This window comes from Curtobacterium sp. MCLR17_034, assembly GCF_003234485.1.
In the GTDB taxonomy this organism is placed as follows: domain Bacteria; phylum Actinomycetota; class Actinomycetes; order Actinomycetales; family Microbacteriaceae; genus Curtobacterium; species Curtobacterium flaccumfaciens.
This window is the reverse complement of the sequence record NZ_QKTH01000008.1, coordinates 40655-57412: the sequence shown is the minus strand read 5'-3', so window position 1 is coordinate 57412 and position 16758 is coordinate 40655. Positions and strand designations below refer to the sequence as shown.

The window sequence follows — 16758 nt, the reverse complement described above, 5'->3', positions numbered from 1 at the left end:
TTTCCATCGCGCGTGCGAGGGGAAGGAACGTCGCGGCGCGACCACGAACGGACGGGAGGCCCGGTGCCAGCTGGCACCGGGCCTCCCGTCCGTCAGGTGGTCGCGATCGCGAGCCGCGTCAGCGACCCAGGAACTTCTGCAGCGACGCGAGCTCTTCCTCGGTGGGTGCCTTGCCGCCCTTGGCGCCGCCGAGGCCGAGGCCGGACCCCTGCGGGGCCTGCTGCGGCGCAGCCGAAGCGCCGGCAGCCAAAGCCGCGCGCTTGGCGGGGTTGCCCACCTTCGACTTCTTCTTGCCGCCCTGCTGCTGCTTCTTGCCGCCGTGCATGCCCGGGATCGGACCCATGCCCGGCATCTGCGGCACGCCACCGCGGGCGACGGTCTTCATCATCTTGGCGGCCTGCTCGAAGCGGTTGACCAGCGCGTTGACCTCGGTGACCGTCGATCCGGCACCGCGCGCGATGCGCAGACGGCGCGAACCGTTCAGGAGCTTCGGGAGCTCGCGCTCCTGGGGCGTCATCGACTGGATGATCGCCTCGGTGCGGACGATCTCGCGCTCGTCGAAGTTGTCGAGCGCCTCGCGCATGCCCTTCGCTCCCGGGAGCATCCCGAGCATGCCCTTGATCGAGCCGGCCTTGCGGAGCTGCTGCATCTGCTGCAGGAAGTCGTTCAGCGTGAAGTTGTCGGTCGCGATCTTGTCCGCGACCTTGCGCGCCTCTTCCTCGTCGAAGGCGCCCTGCGCCTGCTCGATGAGGGACAGGATGTCGCCGAGGTCGAGGATGCGGCTCGCCATGCGGTCCGGGTGGAACGGCTCGAAGTCGTCGAGCGACTCACCCGTCGACGCGAACATGATCGGGCGGCCGGTCACACTGGCCACCGACAGGGCGGCGCCACCACGGGCGTCACCGTCGAGCTTCGAGAGCACGACACCCGTGAAGTCGACGCCTTCCTGGAAGGCACGGGCCGTGTTGACGGCGTCCTGACCGATCATCGCGTCGATGACGAACAGGACCTCGTCCGGGTCGACGGCCTTGCGGATGTTCGCGGCCTGCTTCATCAGCTCGGCATCGACACCGAGTCGACCGGCGGTGTCGACGATGACGGTGTCGTACTGCTGGTCGATCGCGGCCTTGATGGCGTTCTTGGCGACCTTGACCGGGTCGCCGACACCGTTGCCGGGCTCGGGCGCGAACACGTGCACGCCGGCCTGCTCGCCGACGACCTGCAGCTGCTGCACAGCGTTCGGACGCTGGAGGTCCGCCGCGACGAGCATCGGGGTGTGGCCGTCCTTCTTGAGCCACTTGCCGAGCTTGCCCGCGAGGGTGGTCTTACCGGCACCCTGCAGACCCGCGAGCATGATGACCGTCGGCGGCTTCTTCGCGAACTCGAGCCGTCGCTGCTGCCCGCCCAGGATGCCGACGAGTTCCTCGTTGACGATCTGGACGACCTGCTGCGCCGGGTTGAGCGCACGGTTGACCTCGTCGGAGAGGGCACGCTCGCGCACCGATGCGGTGAACGCCTTGACGACCTCGAGCGCGACGTCGGCGTCGAGGAGCGCCCGCCGGATCTCGCGGACGGTGCCGTCGACGTCGGACGGAGTCAGCCGACCCTTGCTCCGCAGATTGCGGAAGGTCTCGGTCAGCCGATCGGAGAGTGAACCGAATTGCGCCATGATCCGTCGATTCTACAAGGCTCCCGCCGACGACACCGGCCCGTTCACCGCAGGAGGACACCCTCGGTCAGCTCGAGCGGCGCCCCGAGCCCCACGTCGATGACCACCGGCGCGCTCGACGGGCTCCGGTCACCGGTCGGGAACCAGCGTCGGTCGGGCGACACCAGGATCACGAGACCGTCCACGTCGCCCACCGCCGCGAACGACTCCCCCGGCGGGTTGGCGTACGGCTCGAGACCGGCGCGTCGCAGGGCCTCGACGGCGCCGAGGACGTCGGGGACGGGGATGCCGACCTCGCTGACCGAGACGAGCGGGACGACGGTGCCGGTGCCGGTGCCGGAACCGTCGCCGGCGCGCCGGGCGCCCGACTCGAGGTCCCGCCGCTCGATGAGCTCGAGGAGCTGCTGGTCGGGCCCCTCGAAGTAGACCGACCGCGAGTTCCAGTTCGGCGGCCCCTCGAACTCGTCCTGGTCATCCGTACCGAGCACCGTCGTCAGCCCGGCGATCCAGGCCTTGGCCGCGTCGAAGGCCCCCGTGGGGATCGTGATCGCCAGGTGCAGGGCTCCGGTCATCTCCGGCAGTTCGCGGAACACGAGGAGCGTCGACCCCACCACGATGCGCGCCGTGGCGTCGACGATCTCGACCGAGCACCCCAGTCGTTCGTAGAACCGGGCGGTGTCGGCGAGCGATCGGGTGGCGAGCTGTACCTGTCGGATGTCCATGTCCTCATCGGACCATCTCAACCATTGTTGAGGTCAAGCACCCGGTTGTTGGACGCCGTCCAGAAACTGTCGTACGCTCGCCGCATGCCGGAACTCGAGATCGTCCGCCACCACGGCTTGCTCGACTACGCGGACGGCCTCGCCCTGCAGCGGGACCTGCACGCCGACGTCGTCGCCGGCCGCTCCCCCGGGGCCCTCGTCCTCTGCGAGCACCCGTCCGTGTACACCGCCGGACGCCGCACCGAACCGTCCGACCTGCCGACGAACGGCGCCCCGGTCGTCGACACCGACCGTGGCGGACGCATCACCTGGCACGGGCCGGGGCAACTGGTCGCCTACCCGATCGTCCGGCTCGCCGAACCCCTCGACGTCGTCGCCTGGGTGCGCGACCTGGAGCAGGTCGTCATCGACGCCGCGGCTGCCGTCGGAGTGCACGCCGAACGGGTCGCGGGTCGCAGCGGCGCCTGGGTGCCGGGCACGGACGGGTCCCCCGCCGCCAAGGTCGGCGCGATCGGCCTGCACGTCGCCGAGGGCGTGACGAGCCACGGCATCGCGATCAACTGCGACAACGCCCTCGACGCCTATTCCGCGATCGTCCCGTGCGGCATCGCGGACGCCGGGGTCACGACGCTGAGCGCCGCGGCGGCGCACGTGGGGCGTGCCCGCGTGACCGTCGACGACCTCGCACCCCTGGTCGCAGACCGCGTCCGACAGGCCGTCGACGGGATGCACAGCGGCCGCCGGATCAGCACGACGGCCCCCAGCACCAGCACCAGCACCAGCACGAGCACCAGCACCGCGCCCGCCCGACAGGAGACCCTCGTATGACCCTCGCCCCCGAAGGCCGCCGCATGCTCCGGGTCGAGGCCCGGAACGCCGAGACCCCGATCGAGACGAAGCCCGCGTGGATCAAGACCCGTGCCACCCAGGGTCCGGAGTTCCGCGAGCTGTCGAGCCTGGTGCGCGACAAGCAGCTGCACACGGTCTGCCAGGAGGCCGGCTGCCCGAACATCTTCGAGTGCTGGGAGGACCGCGAGGCCACCTTCCTGATCGGCGGCTCGCAGTGCACCCGTCGCTGCGACTTCTGCCAGATCGACACCGGCAAGCCGGAACCGCTCGATCGTGACGAGCCCCGCCGGGTCGCGGACTCCGTGGCGGAGATGGGCCTGCGGTACGCGACCGTGACCGGCGTCGCACGCGACGACCTGCCCGACGGCGGCTCCTGGCTCTACGCCGAGACCATCCGGGCGATCCACGAGCACTCCCCCGGCACCGGCGTCGAGATCCTGGTGCCGGACTTCAACGGGCGACCGGACCAGCTCGGCCCGGTGTTCGACGCCCGTCCCGAGGTCTTCGCCCACAACGTCGAGACCGTCCCGCGGATCTTCAAGCGGATCCGGCCGGCGTTCACGTTCGAACGCTCCCTCGACGTCATCACCCAGGGCCGCGACGCCGGACTCGTCACGAAGTCGAACCTGATCCTCGGCATGGGCGAGGAGCGCGTCGAGATCGAGGACGCCCTGCAGCGCCTCTACGACGCGGGCACGGACATCATCACGCTGACGCAGTACCTCCGCCCGTCGCCCCGGCACCTGCCGGTCGCGCGCTGGGTCAAGCCGGAGGAGTTCGTCGAGCTCCGCCAGGTCGCCGAGCAGATGGGCTTCGCCGGGGTGCTCGCCGGACCGTTGGTCCGGTCGTCGTACCGGGCGGGTCGGCTGTGGGCACGGGCGACGGTGGCCCGCGGCGGCTCGGTTCCCGAGCACCTGGCCCACCTGCTCGACGCGACCCCTGGTCGCCAGGCCGTCTGACGCTCCGGCCGACACACGGACGGACAGGAGGCGCGGTGCCAGCTGGCACCGCGCCTCCCGTCCGTCAGGTGGTGACGACTACTTCGCGTCGGCCTCGACCGACTCCTTCGGCTGGCCGGTCGGGGTGAGCCCGCGCTCCTGGCGGCGCTTCGAGACCACCAGCGACGCGGTCGTGGCGACCGCGATCGTCAGCGCGATGAAGCCCAGCGAGAACCAGATCGGGATCTCCGGCGCCCACTCGATGTGCTCACCGCCGTTGATGAAGGGCAGCTCGTTGACGTGCATGGCGTGGAAGACGAGCTTCACACCGATGAACGCGAGGATGACGGCCAGGCCCTGACCCAGGTAGATGAGGCGCTCGAGCAGCCCGGCGATCAGGAAGTACAGCTGCCGGAGACCGAGCAGCGAGAACGCGTTCGCCGTGAACACGATGAAGGCGTCCTGCGTCAGCCCGAAGATCGCGGGGATCGAGTCGAGCGCGAACAGCACGTCGGTCAGGCCGATCGCGACCATGACGAGCAGCATCGGGGTGAACAGCCGCTTGCCGTCGACGCGGGTGGTCAGACGGTCGCCGTCGTAGTGGTCCGAGGTCGGGATGATGCGCTTGAGGATCCGGATGAGCCGGGATTCGCCCTCGCTGCCGTGGTCGTTGCCGCTGCGGGCCTGCGACCAGGCGAGCCAGAACAGCAGCGCACCGAACAGGTAGAAGACCCACGAGAAGTTCTCGATGATCGTGACGCCGAGGGCGATGAAGACGCCGCGGGCGACGAGCGCGATCGCGACGCCGACCAGCAGGACCTTCTGCTGGAACTCCTTCGGCACGGCGAAGCTCGACATGATGATGAGGAAGACGAAGAGGTTGTCGACCGACAACGCCTTCTCGGTCAGCCAGCCGGCGAAGTACTCGCCACCGGCCTGCCCGCCGCCGAACACCAGGATGCCGATGCCGAACAGGATCGCCAGCCCGATGTAGAAGGCCGACCAGAACGCGGATTCGCGGATGTGGGGCACGTGCGGCGTGCGGACGTGCGAGTAGAAGTCGAACACCAGCAGCGCGAGGATGCCGGCGATCGTGATGAGCCAGACGAAGAGTGGGACGTCCACGGTTTCCTTCAGGTAGGGCGTGCCGCTGCTGTGCGGGTACGCCGAGGCCTGAAGGTCTCTTCCGTCGCTCGGCACCGGAACCGGTGTCGCACGACCGGCGCCCCGGGGCCGGATCGTTCCGGACCGTACTGACGGGGTCACCGAGAGGGAATACTCCCCTTCGTGATCCCGAGCATACCGGGCACAGCGGACATGTGCCGCGCTCTAAGCTGGGAGCATGGCGAGTTCTTGGTCACTGTCCACACGGCTGCGCGGCCTCTTCCAGCGCAAGACGATCGACGAGACCACGTGGGAGGACCTCGAGACCGCCCTCATCGGCGCCGACTTCGGGCCCGACATCTCCGAGGAGATCATCGAGGACCTGCACGCCCGCGTCGACCGGTACGGCACGACCGACCCCGCCGACCTGCAGCGCATGCTCCGCGAAGTCCTCGAGGAACGGCTCTCCAAGCTCGACACCACCCTGAAGCTCAGCGCGCGGCCCGCCGTGGTGCTCGTCGTCGGGGTGAACGGCGTCGGCAAGACCACGACGATCGGCAAGTTCGCCAAGTTCCTGAAGACGTACGACCGCACGGTGCTCGTCGGGGCGGCGGACACGTTCCGCGCCGCGGCGGTCGAGCAGGTCGCCACCTGGGCCCAGCGCGCCGGCGTCGACGTCGTCCGTCCGTCGCAGCCCGGGCAGGACCCGGCGTCGGTGGCGTACCAGACCGTCGAGAAGGCGATCCGCGACCAGACCGAGATCGTCGTCATCGACACCGCCGGGCGGCTGCACACCAAGGCCGGCCTGATGGACGAGCTCACGAAGATCAAGCGCGTGGTCGAGAAGCAGACCGAGATCAGCGAGGTTCTACTCGTCCTCGACGCGACGACGGGCCAGAACGGACTCGCCCAGGCCCAGGCCTTCATCGAGGGCGCCGGTGTGACCGGCCTCGTCATCACGAAGCTCGACGGCTCGGCCAAGGCCGGGTTCGTGCTGAGCGTGCAGGAGAAGACCGGCATCCCGATCAAGCTCATCGGGCAGGGCGAGGGCATCAACGACCTGACGGGCTTCACGCCGCACGTGTTCGTGCAGAACCTCGTCGGCTGAGCGAACGCGATCTCGTCGGCTGAGCGAACGCGTCGGCACGCCGAGGAGTAGCGTCCCTGTCGGCCCGGGCATCTGCTCGGTCTCGTTCCAGGGATAGGAGACCCTCATGCCCGCACTGCTGATCATCGCGATCATCGTCGGCCTCGTCCTGCTCTTCAGCGGCATCTTCGTCGGTGCGCTGAAGTTCCTGCTCTGGGTGGGCATCGTGCTCATCCTGCTGGCGGTCATCGGCTGGCTGCTCCGGACGATCCGCGGTCGCGCGTAGCGACCCGGCGTCCTGTCCGGACGCACCTGACAGAACGGGAGGCGCGGTGCCAGCTGGCACCGCGCCTCCCGTCTGTCCGGGGCCGCGTGGACTGCACTGCGAAAGCGACAGATCCCGTCGCCGACCCACTGCGAACCCCGGGAAAGCGACAGATCGCCGCGAACAGTTGGCGGAGATCTGTCGCTTTCGCGGAACGGGCCTGCGACCAGACGGCTACGCGACCGCGACCGCGTCCGTCGGCTCGCGCTTCTGCACCCGCTGGCCGACGACCGCGGAGACGCCGTCCTGCCGCATCGACACCCCGTACAGGGCGTCGGCGATCTCCATCGTCCGTTTCTGGTGCGTGATGACGATGAGCTGGGACGACTCGCGCAGGCGCTCGAACACGGTCAGCAGGCGGCCCAGGTTGGCGTCGTCGAGTGCCGCCTCGACCTCGTCCATGATGTAGAACGGCGACGGCCGCGCGGTGAAGATCGCGACGAGGAGCGCCACCGCCGCCAGGGACCGCTCGCCGCCGGACAGCAGGGTCAGGCGGTCGATCTTCTTGCCGGCGGGCTTCACCTGCACGTCGATCCCGGTGCCGAGCAGGTCGGTCGGGTCGGTCAGGTTGATGGACCCCGAGCCGCCCGGGAACAGGATCGGGAAGATGACGTCGAACGCTTCCTTCGTGTCGTTGAACGCGGACTCGAAGATCGTCTGCATCTTCGTGTCGAGCTCGTCGATGATCGTCAGCAGGTCTGTCCGGGTCTTCTGCAGGTCCTCGAGCTGCTCGGCGAGGAACGCGTGCCGCTGCTCGAGCGCCTGGAACTCCTCGAGTGCGAGCGGGTTCACCTTGCCGAGCTGCCCGAGGTCGCGCTCGGCGGCCTTGAGTCGGCGCTCCTGCTCGGCACGGACGTAGGGCACCGTCTCGACGTCGGCGGGGTCGACCTCGTCGGTGGTGTCGAACTCGGGCAGCGCGGGGCCGCCGGGCAGCGTGGACTCGGCGTCGACGAGGGCCACGTCGTCGGTTTCGGGGCCCGCGTCTGCCGCAGCTTCCTCCGGCTCGGTCACGCCCGCGGCCTCGGCGGCTGCAGCCGCCGCCGCGCGCTCCGCCTCGCGGTGCTTCCGCGCGCGCACCCGCGGGTCCACGAGCACGTCGACGGGCACCGGCACGTGCGGCCCGTACTCGGCCACCAGCACGGCCTCGGTCAGCCCGAGCTCGCTCTGCGCCCGGTCGAGGACGCCGGACACGTGCAGCTTCTTCTCGTAGATCTCCATCTCGAGCGAGTGCACGCCGTCGGTGATGGTCTGCAGGCGGTCGCGGAGTTCGCGCTCCTCGTTGCGGATCGTCTGCAGCTCGGTGTTGCGCTTCGACCGCTCGGCTTCCTCCGTCGCCAGCTGCACCCGCGCTTCGGCCAGCGAACGGTCGACCGCACCGAGCACCCCGGGCAGGTCGGCGAGCACGGCTTCCGCGGTCCGGATCTGGCCGCGTCGGATGACGGCGAGCCGGGCGGCCTCCTCGGCGGCGGCGCGCTCCGCCTCGAGCTGGCGTTCGAGCTGGTCGGCGCGGTTCCGTTCGGCGCGCACCCGCTCGCGCACGGTCTCGACCTGGATCCGCTGCTCGACCTCGGCCGCACGTGCGGCTTCGAGCGCGTCCTGCAGCGCGGGACGCTCGGACGCGTCGACCACGGGACGCTCCTGCTCGGTGAAGGCCCGGTGCGCCGACTCGGCCTCGGCCAGCACCGCCTCGGCGGTCTCGACGGCGCCGTCGGTCTCGGCCAGCGCGGCACGCAGCCGTTCGACCTCGGCCGCGGCGTTCTCCGCCTTCGCCCGCGTCGACGCACTCGTGCGGTCGTACTCGGCCTTCGCCCGCGTGTACGCGCGGGATGCTGCGTCGGCCTCGTCCGCACGGCGGCGTGCGTCCTCGACGGCACTGCGTGCGGCCTGGAGGCCCGTGGCCGCGTCCTCGGCGTCGGTCGCGATCGCGTCGCGGCGCGTCACGGCGTCGTCGCGCTCCGCGACGAGCTCGATGCGCGAGGTGACGCGCTCCCCGCCGCCGGTCACGCGGACCGCGCGGACGAGGTCGCCGGACCGCGTGACCACCGTGGCGTGCGGGGCGGCCGTGAGCACCGCCTCCAGGTCGAGGTCGTCGGTCTCCGCGACCAGCGTGTCCCGCAGGATCGACGCGAGCGCCGGCGGTCCCTGCACCAGGTCGGTGGCGCGCCGGACACCGGACGGCAGCGTCTCGGGCAGGGCCGCTGGGACGGGCGCGGCGTCCGCGACGACGACGTCGATCCGGCCGAGGTCAGCAGCGCGGGCGTGGTCGACGGCGTCGAGCGCTGCACCGCGGTCGTCCGCGAGGACGGCGTCGGCGAGTCCCTCGAGCGCGGTGGCGATCGCGGCCTCGAACCCGGGCGAGACCGTCAGGCTGTCGGCCAGGCGACCGACGATGCCCGCGCGACCGGCGTCGATCAGGGCCTGCGAACCGTCGCGGACCTCGATCGACATGCCGAGCGCGGTGACTCGGGCGTCGAGGGCGTCCCGCTCGCGTTCGAGGGCGTGGAGGCGGTCGCGCTGCTCGTCGCGCGTGGTCTGGGCCCGTTCGAGCTCGGCGCGCGCCTGCTCCAGGGTCTGCGCGAGCGCGGACTCGTCGACGCCCTCGGACGGGTCGACACCGAGTTCGGCGAGGGCCGCCGCGGCACGCTCGGCACGTTCCCCGGCCTCGGCCAGTGCCCGCTCCCGCCGCTCGCGGTCGGCGACGGCGGAACCGCGCTTCGACCGGGCGACGTCGACGGCGCTGGCGAGCCGCTGTGCCTCGAGGTCGTGCTGCGAGACCCGGGCTGCCTGGGCGGCGATGCGTTCGTCCAGGGCGTCCAGCGCGGCGCGGGCGTCCTGCACCGCGCGGGCGGTCGTCGCCGAGCCGCCCAGCATCTCGTCGGCGCGGGCGGCGAGGCGGTCGGCCTCGGCACGGACCCCGGCGACCTGCTCCTGGGTGACGGTCGGGCCCTGCTGTGGCGCGTCGGCCTGCTGCGCGAGGAACATCAGGCGCTGGTTCGCCAGGCTCGACAGGCCACGGAGACGCTCCTGCACGCTCTCGAGCCGGTGCACGACGGTGCGGGCGCGGTCGACGTCGTCGCCGACCATGCTCTGCTCGACGTGCTGCTGGCGCACCCGGGTCTGGTCGAGCCGCTCGGTCAGGACGATGCGCTCGGACTTGCGGCCCGCCTCGACCTCCTGGTGGTCGTGCAGCTCGCGGCGCAGGCGCACCACGTCGTCGGCGAGGATGCGGGCCTTGGCGTCGCGGAACACCGCGGCGACCGACTGGGCCTTGCGTGCGACCTCGGCCTGGCGCCCGAGGGGTTTCAGCTGCCGCCGGATCTCACCGGCCAGGTCGGACAGGCGGGTCAGGTTCGTCTGCATCGCGTCGAGCTTGCGGAGGGTCTTCTCCTTGCGGCGACGGTGCTTCAGGATCCCGGCGGCCTCCTCGATGAAGCCGCGGCGGTCCTCCGGGGTGGCGTGCAGCACCTTGTCGAGCTGCCCCTGCCCGACGATCACGTGCATCTCACGGCCGAGACCGGTGTCGCTCAGCAGTTCCTGCACGTCGAGCAGCCGGCAGTTCTCGCCGTTGATGGCGTACTCACTGCCGCCGTTGCGGAACAGCGTGCGCGCGATCGTCACCTCGGAGTACTCGATCGGCAGCAGGCCGTCGCTGTTGTCGATGGTCAGCAGCACTTGGGCGCGACCGAGCGGACCGCGGGTCGAGGTGCCGGCGAAGATGACGTCCTCCATCTTGCCGCCGCGGAGGGTCTTCGCCCCCTGCTCCCCCATCACCCACGCCAGGGCGTCCACCACGTTCGACTTGCCGGAGCCGTTCGGGCCGACGATGCACGTCACGCCCGGCTCGAACGCGAACGTCGTCGGCTGCGCGAAGGACTTGAACCCCTTGATGGTCAGGCTCTTCAAGTACATGCGGTCTCCGGATGCTCTGGTTGGCGTCAGGCTAACGCGTGCGGGCGCGGGGACGGGGTTGGCACACGGGGCAGATGTGGCTCGACCGGTTCATGAAGGCCTCGCGCACGATCGTCGTGCCGCAGCGTGGACACGGCTTCCCCTGCTGCCCGTAGACGTTCAGGCGCTGCGAGAAGTACCCGGACTGCCCGTTGACGTTGACGTACTGGGCGTCGAAGCTCGTGCCGCCGTCCTCGAGCGCCCGGCGCAGGATGGCGCGGACCTCGTCGAGCAGCCGGCGCAGGTCGGCACGGGTCAGCCGGTCGGCGGCACGGTCGTAGTGCAGCTTCGCGGCCCAGAGCGACTCGTCGGCGTAGATGTTGCCGATGCCGCTCACGACGCCCTGGTCGAGCAGCACCCGCTTGATCCCGCTCGAACGCTTCCGCGCCATCGCGGCGAACCGGTCGTCGTCGAACGCGGGGTCGAGCGGGTCACGGGCGATGTGCGACACCTGCCCGGGCACCCACCGACGCCACACGGCATCGGGGTCGATCGCGTCGACCTGCCCGCCGAACCCGGCAGGAGCACCGTCGATCGTCGGCACCATCACGTCGATCGCCATCGAGCCGAACGTGCGCTGGTCGACGAACTCGAGTTCCACCGGGGGCTCCGCCGCACCCGAGCGGTCGGTGCCCGCGGGCTGCACGTCGATGAGGATCCGCCGGTGCTTGGCCGCCGGTCGACCACGGCCGAGCAGGATCTGCCCGCTCATGCCGAGGTGGGCGACGAGTGCCTCGGGGCGGTCCCCGTCGTGCTCGGGCTGCAGCGGCATCCAGAGGAACTTGCCCCGGCGGACGGCCGCGGCGATCGTGCGACCGGTCAGTCGGTCGACGAAGTCCTCGGCGGGGCCGTCGTGCCGGGTGAGGGCACGGTCGTCGACCACGTCGACGTGCAGGACCCGCGCACCGCTGACGGCGGGTTCGAGGCCGGCGCGGACGACCTCGACCTCGGGGAGTTCGGGCACGCGGTCAGGCCGCTCGGCCGGACAGCCGGGTCCAGGCGTCGAGCGCGGCGGCCATCTCGGCGGCCTTCTTGCTCGACCCGGTGCCGGTGGCGATGTCCTCGCCCTGGAGGACGACCGTCGCCATGAAGGTCTTGTCGTGGTCCGGGCCGGTCTCGGTGACGCGGTACGCCGGGTTGCCGAGCGAGCGGCTCGAGGCGAGCTCCTGCAGGCTCGTCTTCGGGTCCATCGCCGCGCCGAAGCGGTCCGGGTCGATCATGAGCGGTTCGACCAGACGGAGCACGAGCTCGGTCGCCGGGTCGGGACCGGCCGACAGGTACGTCGCGCCGATGACGGCTTCGACGGTGTCGGCCAGGATCGACGACTTGTCTCGGCCGCCGGTCTGTTCCTCGCCCTTGCCGAGGCGCAGGTAGCGGCCGAGCCCGATCATCCGGGCGATCTCGGCCAGCGCCACGGTCGACACCAGGCTCGCTCGACGCTTGGCGAGGTCACCCTCGTCGAGGTCGGGGAACGACCGGTAGAGCTTCACGGTCACGGCCTGGCCGAGGATCGAGTCCCCGAGGAACTCGAGGCGCTCGTTGTGCTTGATGCCCCCGTGCTCGTAGGCGTAGGAGCGGTGCGTCAGGGCGAGCTGGAGCAGCTCGAGGTCGATGTCGGCCCCGAGGATGCCCTGCAGACGAACGACGTCCGGCCCCGCGGGGCGAGACCCCGCAGCGCCGGACGTTGTCGTCATGCGTTCGGTCCGATCAGACGTCGGCGACCTTGCGGCCCTTGTACTCCATGTACAGGGGCGTGCCGGCCGAGTCCTCGACGACCTTCGCGCGGTGCGGGAGGCTGTAGGTGACCTGACCGTTCTCGATCGTCTTCACGAGCTGGATCGGCGTGGCCTTCCACTGCGAACGACGGGCGTGCGTGTTCGCACGGGACTGCTTGCGCTTGGGAACGGCCATGGTGAATCTCTTTCGGTTGGTCGGTGGTCGGTACGGGGGCTGGCGGTGTCGGGACCTACTCGGTCTCGGCCCGCTCCTCGCCCTCGGTGGTCTTCGGTGCGGTGGTGTCACCGTCGGTGCTGTCGTCGAGCTCGATTGCGCTGAGCGCTGCCCAGCGGGGATCCAGCACCTGACGAGCGGGCTGCTCGCCGAGGTCGGCCAGACGCTCGCCCGTCACCGGGTCGAGTCCTGGGCAGTCCGGTCGGCAGACCGGCTGGAACGGCAGCGACAGCACCACCGCATCTCGAACGACCTGTTCGGTGTCCACGTGGTCATCGCGAACGAAGAAGTCGAAATCCTCCGAGGCATCATACGCGAACAGCTCGGCGAAATCGACCTCGATCGGTTCGCTGATGTCGATGAGGCAGCGCGAGCACTCCCCCGTGGCGTCGGCCGAAGCGTGTCCGGACACGAGGACGCCCTCGTGCAGGCCTTCGAGTTTGACGTCGATGTGCAGTTCGGCACCCTGTCGGACGCCGATCAGACCGGCCCCCATCGCGTCGGGCACCTCGATGTCGAGCGAGTGCTCGCGCATCTCACCCGGCCGGTGCGCGAGGTCGCGCACGCGCAGGGCGTAGGGGCTGTTCACGGGGGAAGACACGATCGACAAGCCTAGCGCGATCGGGGCCGAGAGTCGAGGTGGCGACAGGCGTGTCCGGACGCGATGAGCGCAGTGCGGTTGCTGGGCGGGCTGGGCGGACTGGGCGGGCGCGCTCAGCGGGTGTGCTCAGCGAGCGTGCTCAGCGGGACGCGAGCGCGTCGGCGACCGTCTTCGGCACGTAGGGCGTGACGTCACCGCCGAGGGACGACACCTGGCGGATCAGCGAGCTCGACACGTGCGCTCGCGACGCCTCGGGCAGCAGGAACACCGTCTCGACGTCGGCCAGGTGGCGGTTCATGATGGCCATCGGAGTCTCGTACGCGACGTCCTCGCCGGACCGCACGCCCTTCACCAGGACCTTCGCCCCGACCTGCCGGCAGTAGTCGACCAGCAGCCCGGACGTCCACTCGCCGACCGTGACCGTCTCCGGCGCGCCGACCTCGACCAGCGAGTCCTTGATGAGCCGGACCCGGTCGACCGCCTCGAACATCGCCGGCTTCTTGTCGGGGTTGTGCACCACGAGGACGTGCACCTCGTCGAAGAGCCCGGCCGCGCGGCCGATGACGTCGAGGTGCCCGAGCGTGACGGGGTCGAAGGAACCGGGGACCACCGCGATCTGCGCCATGGCAGCGACGATACCGCGCGGGCCGTCGGGCTCCGGGTCAGTTCTTGCCGAGGAACGCCGCGTCGGACTCGTCGAGACGCCGGGCGAGGGCGTCGCGGAGGGCCGGGGACCCCTCGAGCTCGGGATCGGGTTCGAGCACGCGCTCCGCTTCTCCGCGCGCGTCGACGATGAGGTCGGCGTGCTCGACCACCCGGAGCAGGTTGAGCGAGGACCGCCCACCGGACTGCCGTTCGCCCAGGACGTCGCCTTCACGTCGGAGTTCGAGGTCGACCCGGGCGAGCTCGAACCCGTCGTCCGAGGCGGCCACGGCGTCGACGCGCTCGCGCGAGGTGGTCTCGAGCTCGGCCGAGGTGACCAGCAAGCAGACGCCGGCCCACTGCCCACGACCGATGCGGCCGCGGAGCTGGTGGAGCTGCGAGACCCCGAACCGGTCGGCGTCGAGGACGGCCATCATCGCCGCGTTCGGGACGTCGACGCCGACCTCGATCACTGTCGTCGCCACGACCACGTCGAGGTCGCCGGCGGCGAAGGACGTCATCACGCGGTCCTTCTCGTCGGCGGTCATCCGGCCGTGCAGGACCGCGATCGAGCGCCCTTCGAGCACGGGCATGGTGCGCATCCGCTCGGCGGTGGCGAGCACGGTCGCCGGGGCACGCTTCGGGATGTCGTCCTCGCCGTCGGCCGGCTCCGGCTCGCCGTCGTCCTCGGTGTGGGCGTCGTCGATGGCCGGGCAGACGACGAACGCCTGGCGGCCCTTGGCGAGTTCCTCGGACATGCGGGACCAGATCCGGGGTTCCCATCCGGGGTGCTCCGCCAGCGGGACCGTGAAGGTCTCGACGCCGGCGCGCCCCGACGGCATGCCCGTGATGGTCGAGACGTCGAGGTCGCCGAACACCGTCATCGCGACGGTGCGCGGGATCGGCGTCGCGGTGAGCACGAGCACGTGCGGCGGGGTCGTGCCCTTGGTGCGGAGGGCCTCGCGCTGCTCGACACCGAAGCGGTGCTGCTCGTCGACCACCACGAGCCCCAGCTCGGCGAAGTCCACCCGGTCGCCCAGGAGCGCGTGGGTGCCGACGACCAGCCGTGAGCTGCCCGACACCGCCGCGAGCAGGGCCCGGCGACGTTCGTCGGTGGACTGCGAACCGGTCAGGATCACCGGTCGGAGCTCGGCGGCGAGGTCCGGACCGAGGAACTTCACGATGGAGCGCAGGTGCTGGGCCGCCAGCACCTCGGTCGGGGCGATGAGCGCGGACTGGCCGCCGGACTCGGCCACCGTGAGCATCGCCCGGATCGCCACGAGCGTCTTGCCCGAACCGACCTCGCCCTGGATCAGCCGGTGCATGGGCCAGGTGCGGGCGAGGTCGTGGTCGATGTCGGCCCCGACGGCGCGCTGGTCGTCCGTCAACGTGAAGGGCAGGGTGGCGTCGAAGCGCTCGAGGATGCCACCGGGGGCGGCCACGCGCGGGGTGGCCGCGGTGCGACGGGCCGCGATCCGGCGCTGCACCAGGGCGGTCTGCAGCACGAACGCCTCGCGGTAGCGCAGGGCGTCCTGCGCGCGCTTGAAGTCCGCGACCTTCTCGGGGCGGTGCAGCAGCTCGAGGGCACGGCGGAACGGCACGAGGTCGAGCCGGGACCGCGCGGACGCCGGCACCGGGTCGGGCAGGTCCGGCAGGGTGTCGAGGACGATCCCGATGGACTTCGCGATCTGCCACGACGTGAGCGAGGCCGTCGCCGGGTAGATCGGGATCGGCTGGCGCGACCACCGGATCGCTTCGTCGGAACCGGGCTCGGCCGTGGCGCGGGGGTCGTCGGGGTCGAACAGCTCGTAGTCCGGGTGGGCGAGCTGCCGGGCACCCCGGTAGTCGCTGACCTTGCCGGAGAAGATGCCCCGGGCGCCGGGGACGAGGTCCTTCGTGCGCCACCCCTGGTTGAAGAACGTGAGGGTGAGCAGGCCCTTGCCGTCGCCGATCTTCGCTTCGAGGATCGAGCCGCGGCGCGCGCGCATGGTGCGTTCACGGACATCGACCACCTCGGCCACGATGGTGACCGGTTCGCCGATCGCGAGCGAGTCGAGGGCGGTCAGTGCACCACGCTCGGCGTAGCGGCGGGGCGCGTGCTCGAGGAACTCCCCCACCGTGCGGTAGCCGAAGGCCTTCTCGATCGCGGTCGCCGTCCGACCGCCGAGCACGTTCGCGAGCCGCGCGTCGAGCGGCGCCGGACCGAGGTCGGGCGCGGCCGGCGCAGCGGGGGTTCCGGAGGTGACCACGCTCCAACGGTACCGGGCACGACCGACCCCACCCGTGCCTCCCGAGCGGCCTGTGGAGAACGCCGGACCGGACCCGCCGGGCCGATACGGTGGCTGCATGACCCGCATCATCGCCGGCGCCGCCGGCTCCCTGACGCTCCGGGTGCCGAAGTCCGGCACCCGCCCGACGAGCGACCGCGTGCGCGAGGCGCTGTTCTCGTCGCTCGAGGCACGGGGGCTCGTCGAGGCCACGTCGGTGGCCGACCTGTACGCGGGGACGGGCGCGCTCGGGCTCGAGGCGGCCTCGCGCGGTGCGGCCGAGGTCGTTCTGGTCGACCGGGCGTCCGCCGCCGCGCAGGCCTGCCGGGCGAACGCGAAGGCCGTGCAGCAGCGGGTGCCGGGCGTCCGGATCGACGTGCAGCCGCAGCCGGTGCTCGGGTACCTGCGCGGGACGGTCCGCACCTTCGACCTGGTGTTCATCGACCCGCCCTACGACGTCACCGAGCACGAGCTCGCCGAGGTGCTCGAGGCCCTGTCGCCGAAGCTGACGCCGGATGCCGTCGTCGTGGTCGAGCGGAGCAAGCGCTCCCCCGAGCCCACCTGGCCGGCGGGGCTCGCGCCGTTCAGCAAGCGCAGCTACGGCGAGACCGTCGCGTGGGAGGCCGTCGCCGCCGGCTGAGGCGTTCTGGCGCGTG

General features: G+C 71.1%; 15 protein-coding genes. 5 read left to right on the top strand and 10 right to left on the bottom strand.

The features are described 5' to 3' along the window. Positions 1-118: 118 nt before the first annotated feature. Together ffh and DEI98_RS10065 are read right to left on the bottom strand one after the other, a co-directional pair. Positions 119-1669: a signal recognition particle protein gene (gene ffh / locus DEI98_RS10070; protein WP_110863968.1), complete on the bottom strand. Its 1551-nt coding sequence runs from the start codon at positions 1667-1669 to the stop codon at positions 119-121. A 44-nt stretch (positions 1670-1713) separates the two neighbouring features. After that, positions 1714-2391 (bottom strand): VOC family protein, encoded by a 678-nt coding sequence (locus DEI98_RS10065; RefSeq protein WP_111100665.1) that lies wholly within the window; start codon positions 2389-2391, stop codon positions 1714-1716. An 84-nt stretch (positions 2392-2475) separates the two neighbouring features. Between DEI98_RS10065 and lipB the strand changes: the two genes are divergently transcribed. Next, a complete protein-coding gene (gene lipB, locus DEI98_RS10060) occupies positions 2476-3219 on the top strand; it encodes a lipoyl(octanoyl) transferase LipB (RefSeq protein ID WP_111100705.1) in 744 nt (247 codons plus the stop codon). Further along, positions 3216-4199, top strand: a complete 984-nt coding sequence (lipA, locus tag DEI98_RS10055; protein ID WP_111100664.1) for a lipoyl synthase — start codon at positions 3216-3218, stop codon at positions 4197-4199. Before lipB ends, lipA begins: the two co-directional genes overlap by 4 nt. Before the next feature lie 78 nt (positions 4200-4277). Here lipA and DEI98_RS10050 read toward each other — a convergent pair whose 3' ends face one another. Further along, positions 4278-5303, bottom strand: coding sequence for a TerC family protein (locus tag DEI98_RS10050; protein WP_110859106.1), 1026 nt, complete (start codon positions 5301-5303; stop codon positions 4278-4280). A 217-nt stretch (positions 5304-5520) separates the two neighbouring features. On the opposite strand from DEI98_RS10050, the gene ftsY reads away from it, so the two are divergent. Both ftsY and DEI98_RS18670 read left to right on the top strand, forming a co-directional pair. Then, the gene (ftsY, locus tag DEI98_RS10045) at positions 5521-6390 is read left to right on the top strand and encodes a signal recognition particle-docking protein FtsY (RefSeq protein ID WP_017888268.1); all 870 of its coding nucleotides are present in this window, start codon (positions 5521-5523) and stop codon (positions 6388-6390) included. Between the two features lie 106 nt (positions 6391-6496). Beyond that, positions 6497-6655 (top strand): hypothetical protein, encoded by a 159-nt coding sequence (locus DEI98_RS18670; RefSeq protein ID WP_171907827.1) that lies wholly within the window; start codon positions 6497-6499, stop codon positions 6653-6655. Between the two features lie 213 nt (positions 6656-6868). Here the strand turns inward: DEI98_RS18670 and DEI98_RS10040 are convergent, their stop codons facing one another. From DEI98_RS10040 to DEI98_RS10010, 7 genes are all read right to left on the bottom strand, one after another. Beyond that, complete coding sequence (locus DEI98_RS10040; RefSeq protein ID WP_111100663.1) at positions 6869-10603, bottom strand: AAA family ATPase; 3735 nt, start codon at positions 10601-10603, stop codon at positions 6869-6871. 31 nt (positions 10604-10634) lie between these two features. Continuing rightward, entirely contained in the window at positions 10635-11606 is a 972-nt protein-coding gene (mutM, locus tag DEI98_RS10035; RefSeq protein WP_111100662.1) for a bifunctional DNA-formamidopyrimidine glycosylase/DNA-(apurinic or apyrimidinic site) lyase, read from the bottom strand. 4 nt (positions 11607-11610) lie between these two features. After that, positions 11611-12336, bottom strand: a complete 726-nt coding sequence (gene rnc / locus DEI98_RS10030; protein ID WP_173034235.1) for a ribonuclease III — start codon at positions 12334-12336, stop codon at positions 11611-11613. 13 nt (positions 12337-12349) lie between these two features. Beyond that, positions 12350-12553: a 50S ribosomal protein L32 gene (rpmF, locus tag DEI98_RS10025; protein WP_017888273.1), complete on the bottom strand. Its 204-nt coding sequence runs from the start codon at positions 12551-12553 to the stop codon at positions 12350-12352. A gap of 55 nt (positions 12554-12608) precedes the next feature. Then, positions 12609-13181, bottom strand: a complete 573-nt coding sequence (locus tag DEI98_RS10020) for a DUF177 domain-containing protein (protein ID WP_071405664.1) — start codon at positions 13179-13181, stop codon at positions 12609-12611. A 151-nt stretch (positions 13182-13332) separates the two neighbouring features. Further along, complete coding sequence (gene coaD / locus DEI98_RS10015; protein WP_071405665.1) at positions 13333-13818, bottom strand: pantetheine-phosphate adenylyltransferase; 486 nt, start codon at positions 13816-13818, stop codon at positions 13333-13335. Positions 13819-13855: 37 nt separating this feature from the next. After that, positions 13856-16084, bottom strand: coding sequence for an ATP-dependent DNA helicase RecG (locus DEI98_RS10010; protein ID WP_258370794.1), 2229 nt, complete (start codon positions 16082-16084; stop codon positions 13856-13858). A 97-nt stretch (positions 16085-16181) separates the two neighbouring features. Here DEI98_RS10010 and DEI98_RS10005 point away from each other — a divergent pair, with 97 nt between their 5' ends. Next, positions 16182-16742: an RsmD family RNA methyltransferase gene (locus tag DEI98_RS10005; RefSeq protein WP_110863961.1), complete on the top strand. Its 561-nt coding sequence runs from the start codon at positions 16182-16184 to the stop codon at positions 16740-16742. The last annotated feature ends 16 nt before the right edge of the window (positions 16743-16758 follow it).

Coding starts and splice junctions, on each gene's coding strand:
- ffh (WP_110863968.1), bottom strand. CDS start 1,669: ATGGCGCAATTCGGTTCACTCTCCGATCGGCTGACCGAGACCTTCCGC.
- DEI98_RS10065 (WP_111100665.1), bottom strand. CDS start 2,391: ATGGACATCCGACAGGTACAGCTCGCCACCCGATCGCTCGCCGACACC.
- lipB (WP_111100705.1), top strand. CDS start 2,476: ATGCCGGAACTCGAGATCGTCCGCCACCACGGCTTGCTCGACTACGCG.
- lipA (WP_111100664.1), top strand. CDS start 3,216: ATGACCCTCGCCCCCGAAGGCCGCCGCATGCTCCGGGTCGAGGCCCGG.
- ftsY (WP_017888268.1), top strand. CDS start 5,521: ATGGCGAGTTCTTGGTCACTGTCCACACGGCTGCGCGGCCTCTTCCAG.
- DEI98_RS18670 (WP_171907827.1), top strand. CDS start 6,497: ATGCCCGCACTGCTGATCATCGCGATCATCGTCGGCCTCGTCCTGCTC.
- DEI98_RS10040 (WP_111100663.1), bottom strand. CDS start 10,603: ATGTACTTGAAGAGCCTGACCATCAAGGGGTTCAAGTCCTTCGCGCAG.
- rnc (WP_173034235.1), bottom strand. CDS start 12,336: ATGACGACAACGTCCGGCGCTGCGGGGTCTCGCCCCGCGGGGCCGGAC.
- rpmF (WP_017888273.1), bottom strand. CDS start 12,553: ATGGCCGTTCCCAAGCGCAAGCAGTCCCGTGCGAACACGCACGCCCGT.
- coaD (WP_071405665.1), bottom strand. CDS start 13,818: ATGGCGCAGATCGCGGTGGTCCCCGGTTCCTTCGACCCCGTCACGCTC.
- DEI98_RS10005 (WP_110863961.1), top strand. CDS start 16,182: ATGACCCGCATCATCGCCGGCGCCGCCGGCTCCCTGACGCTCCGGGTG.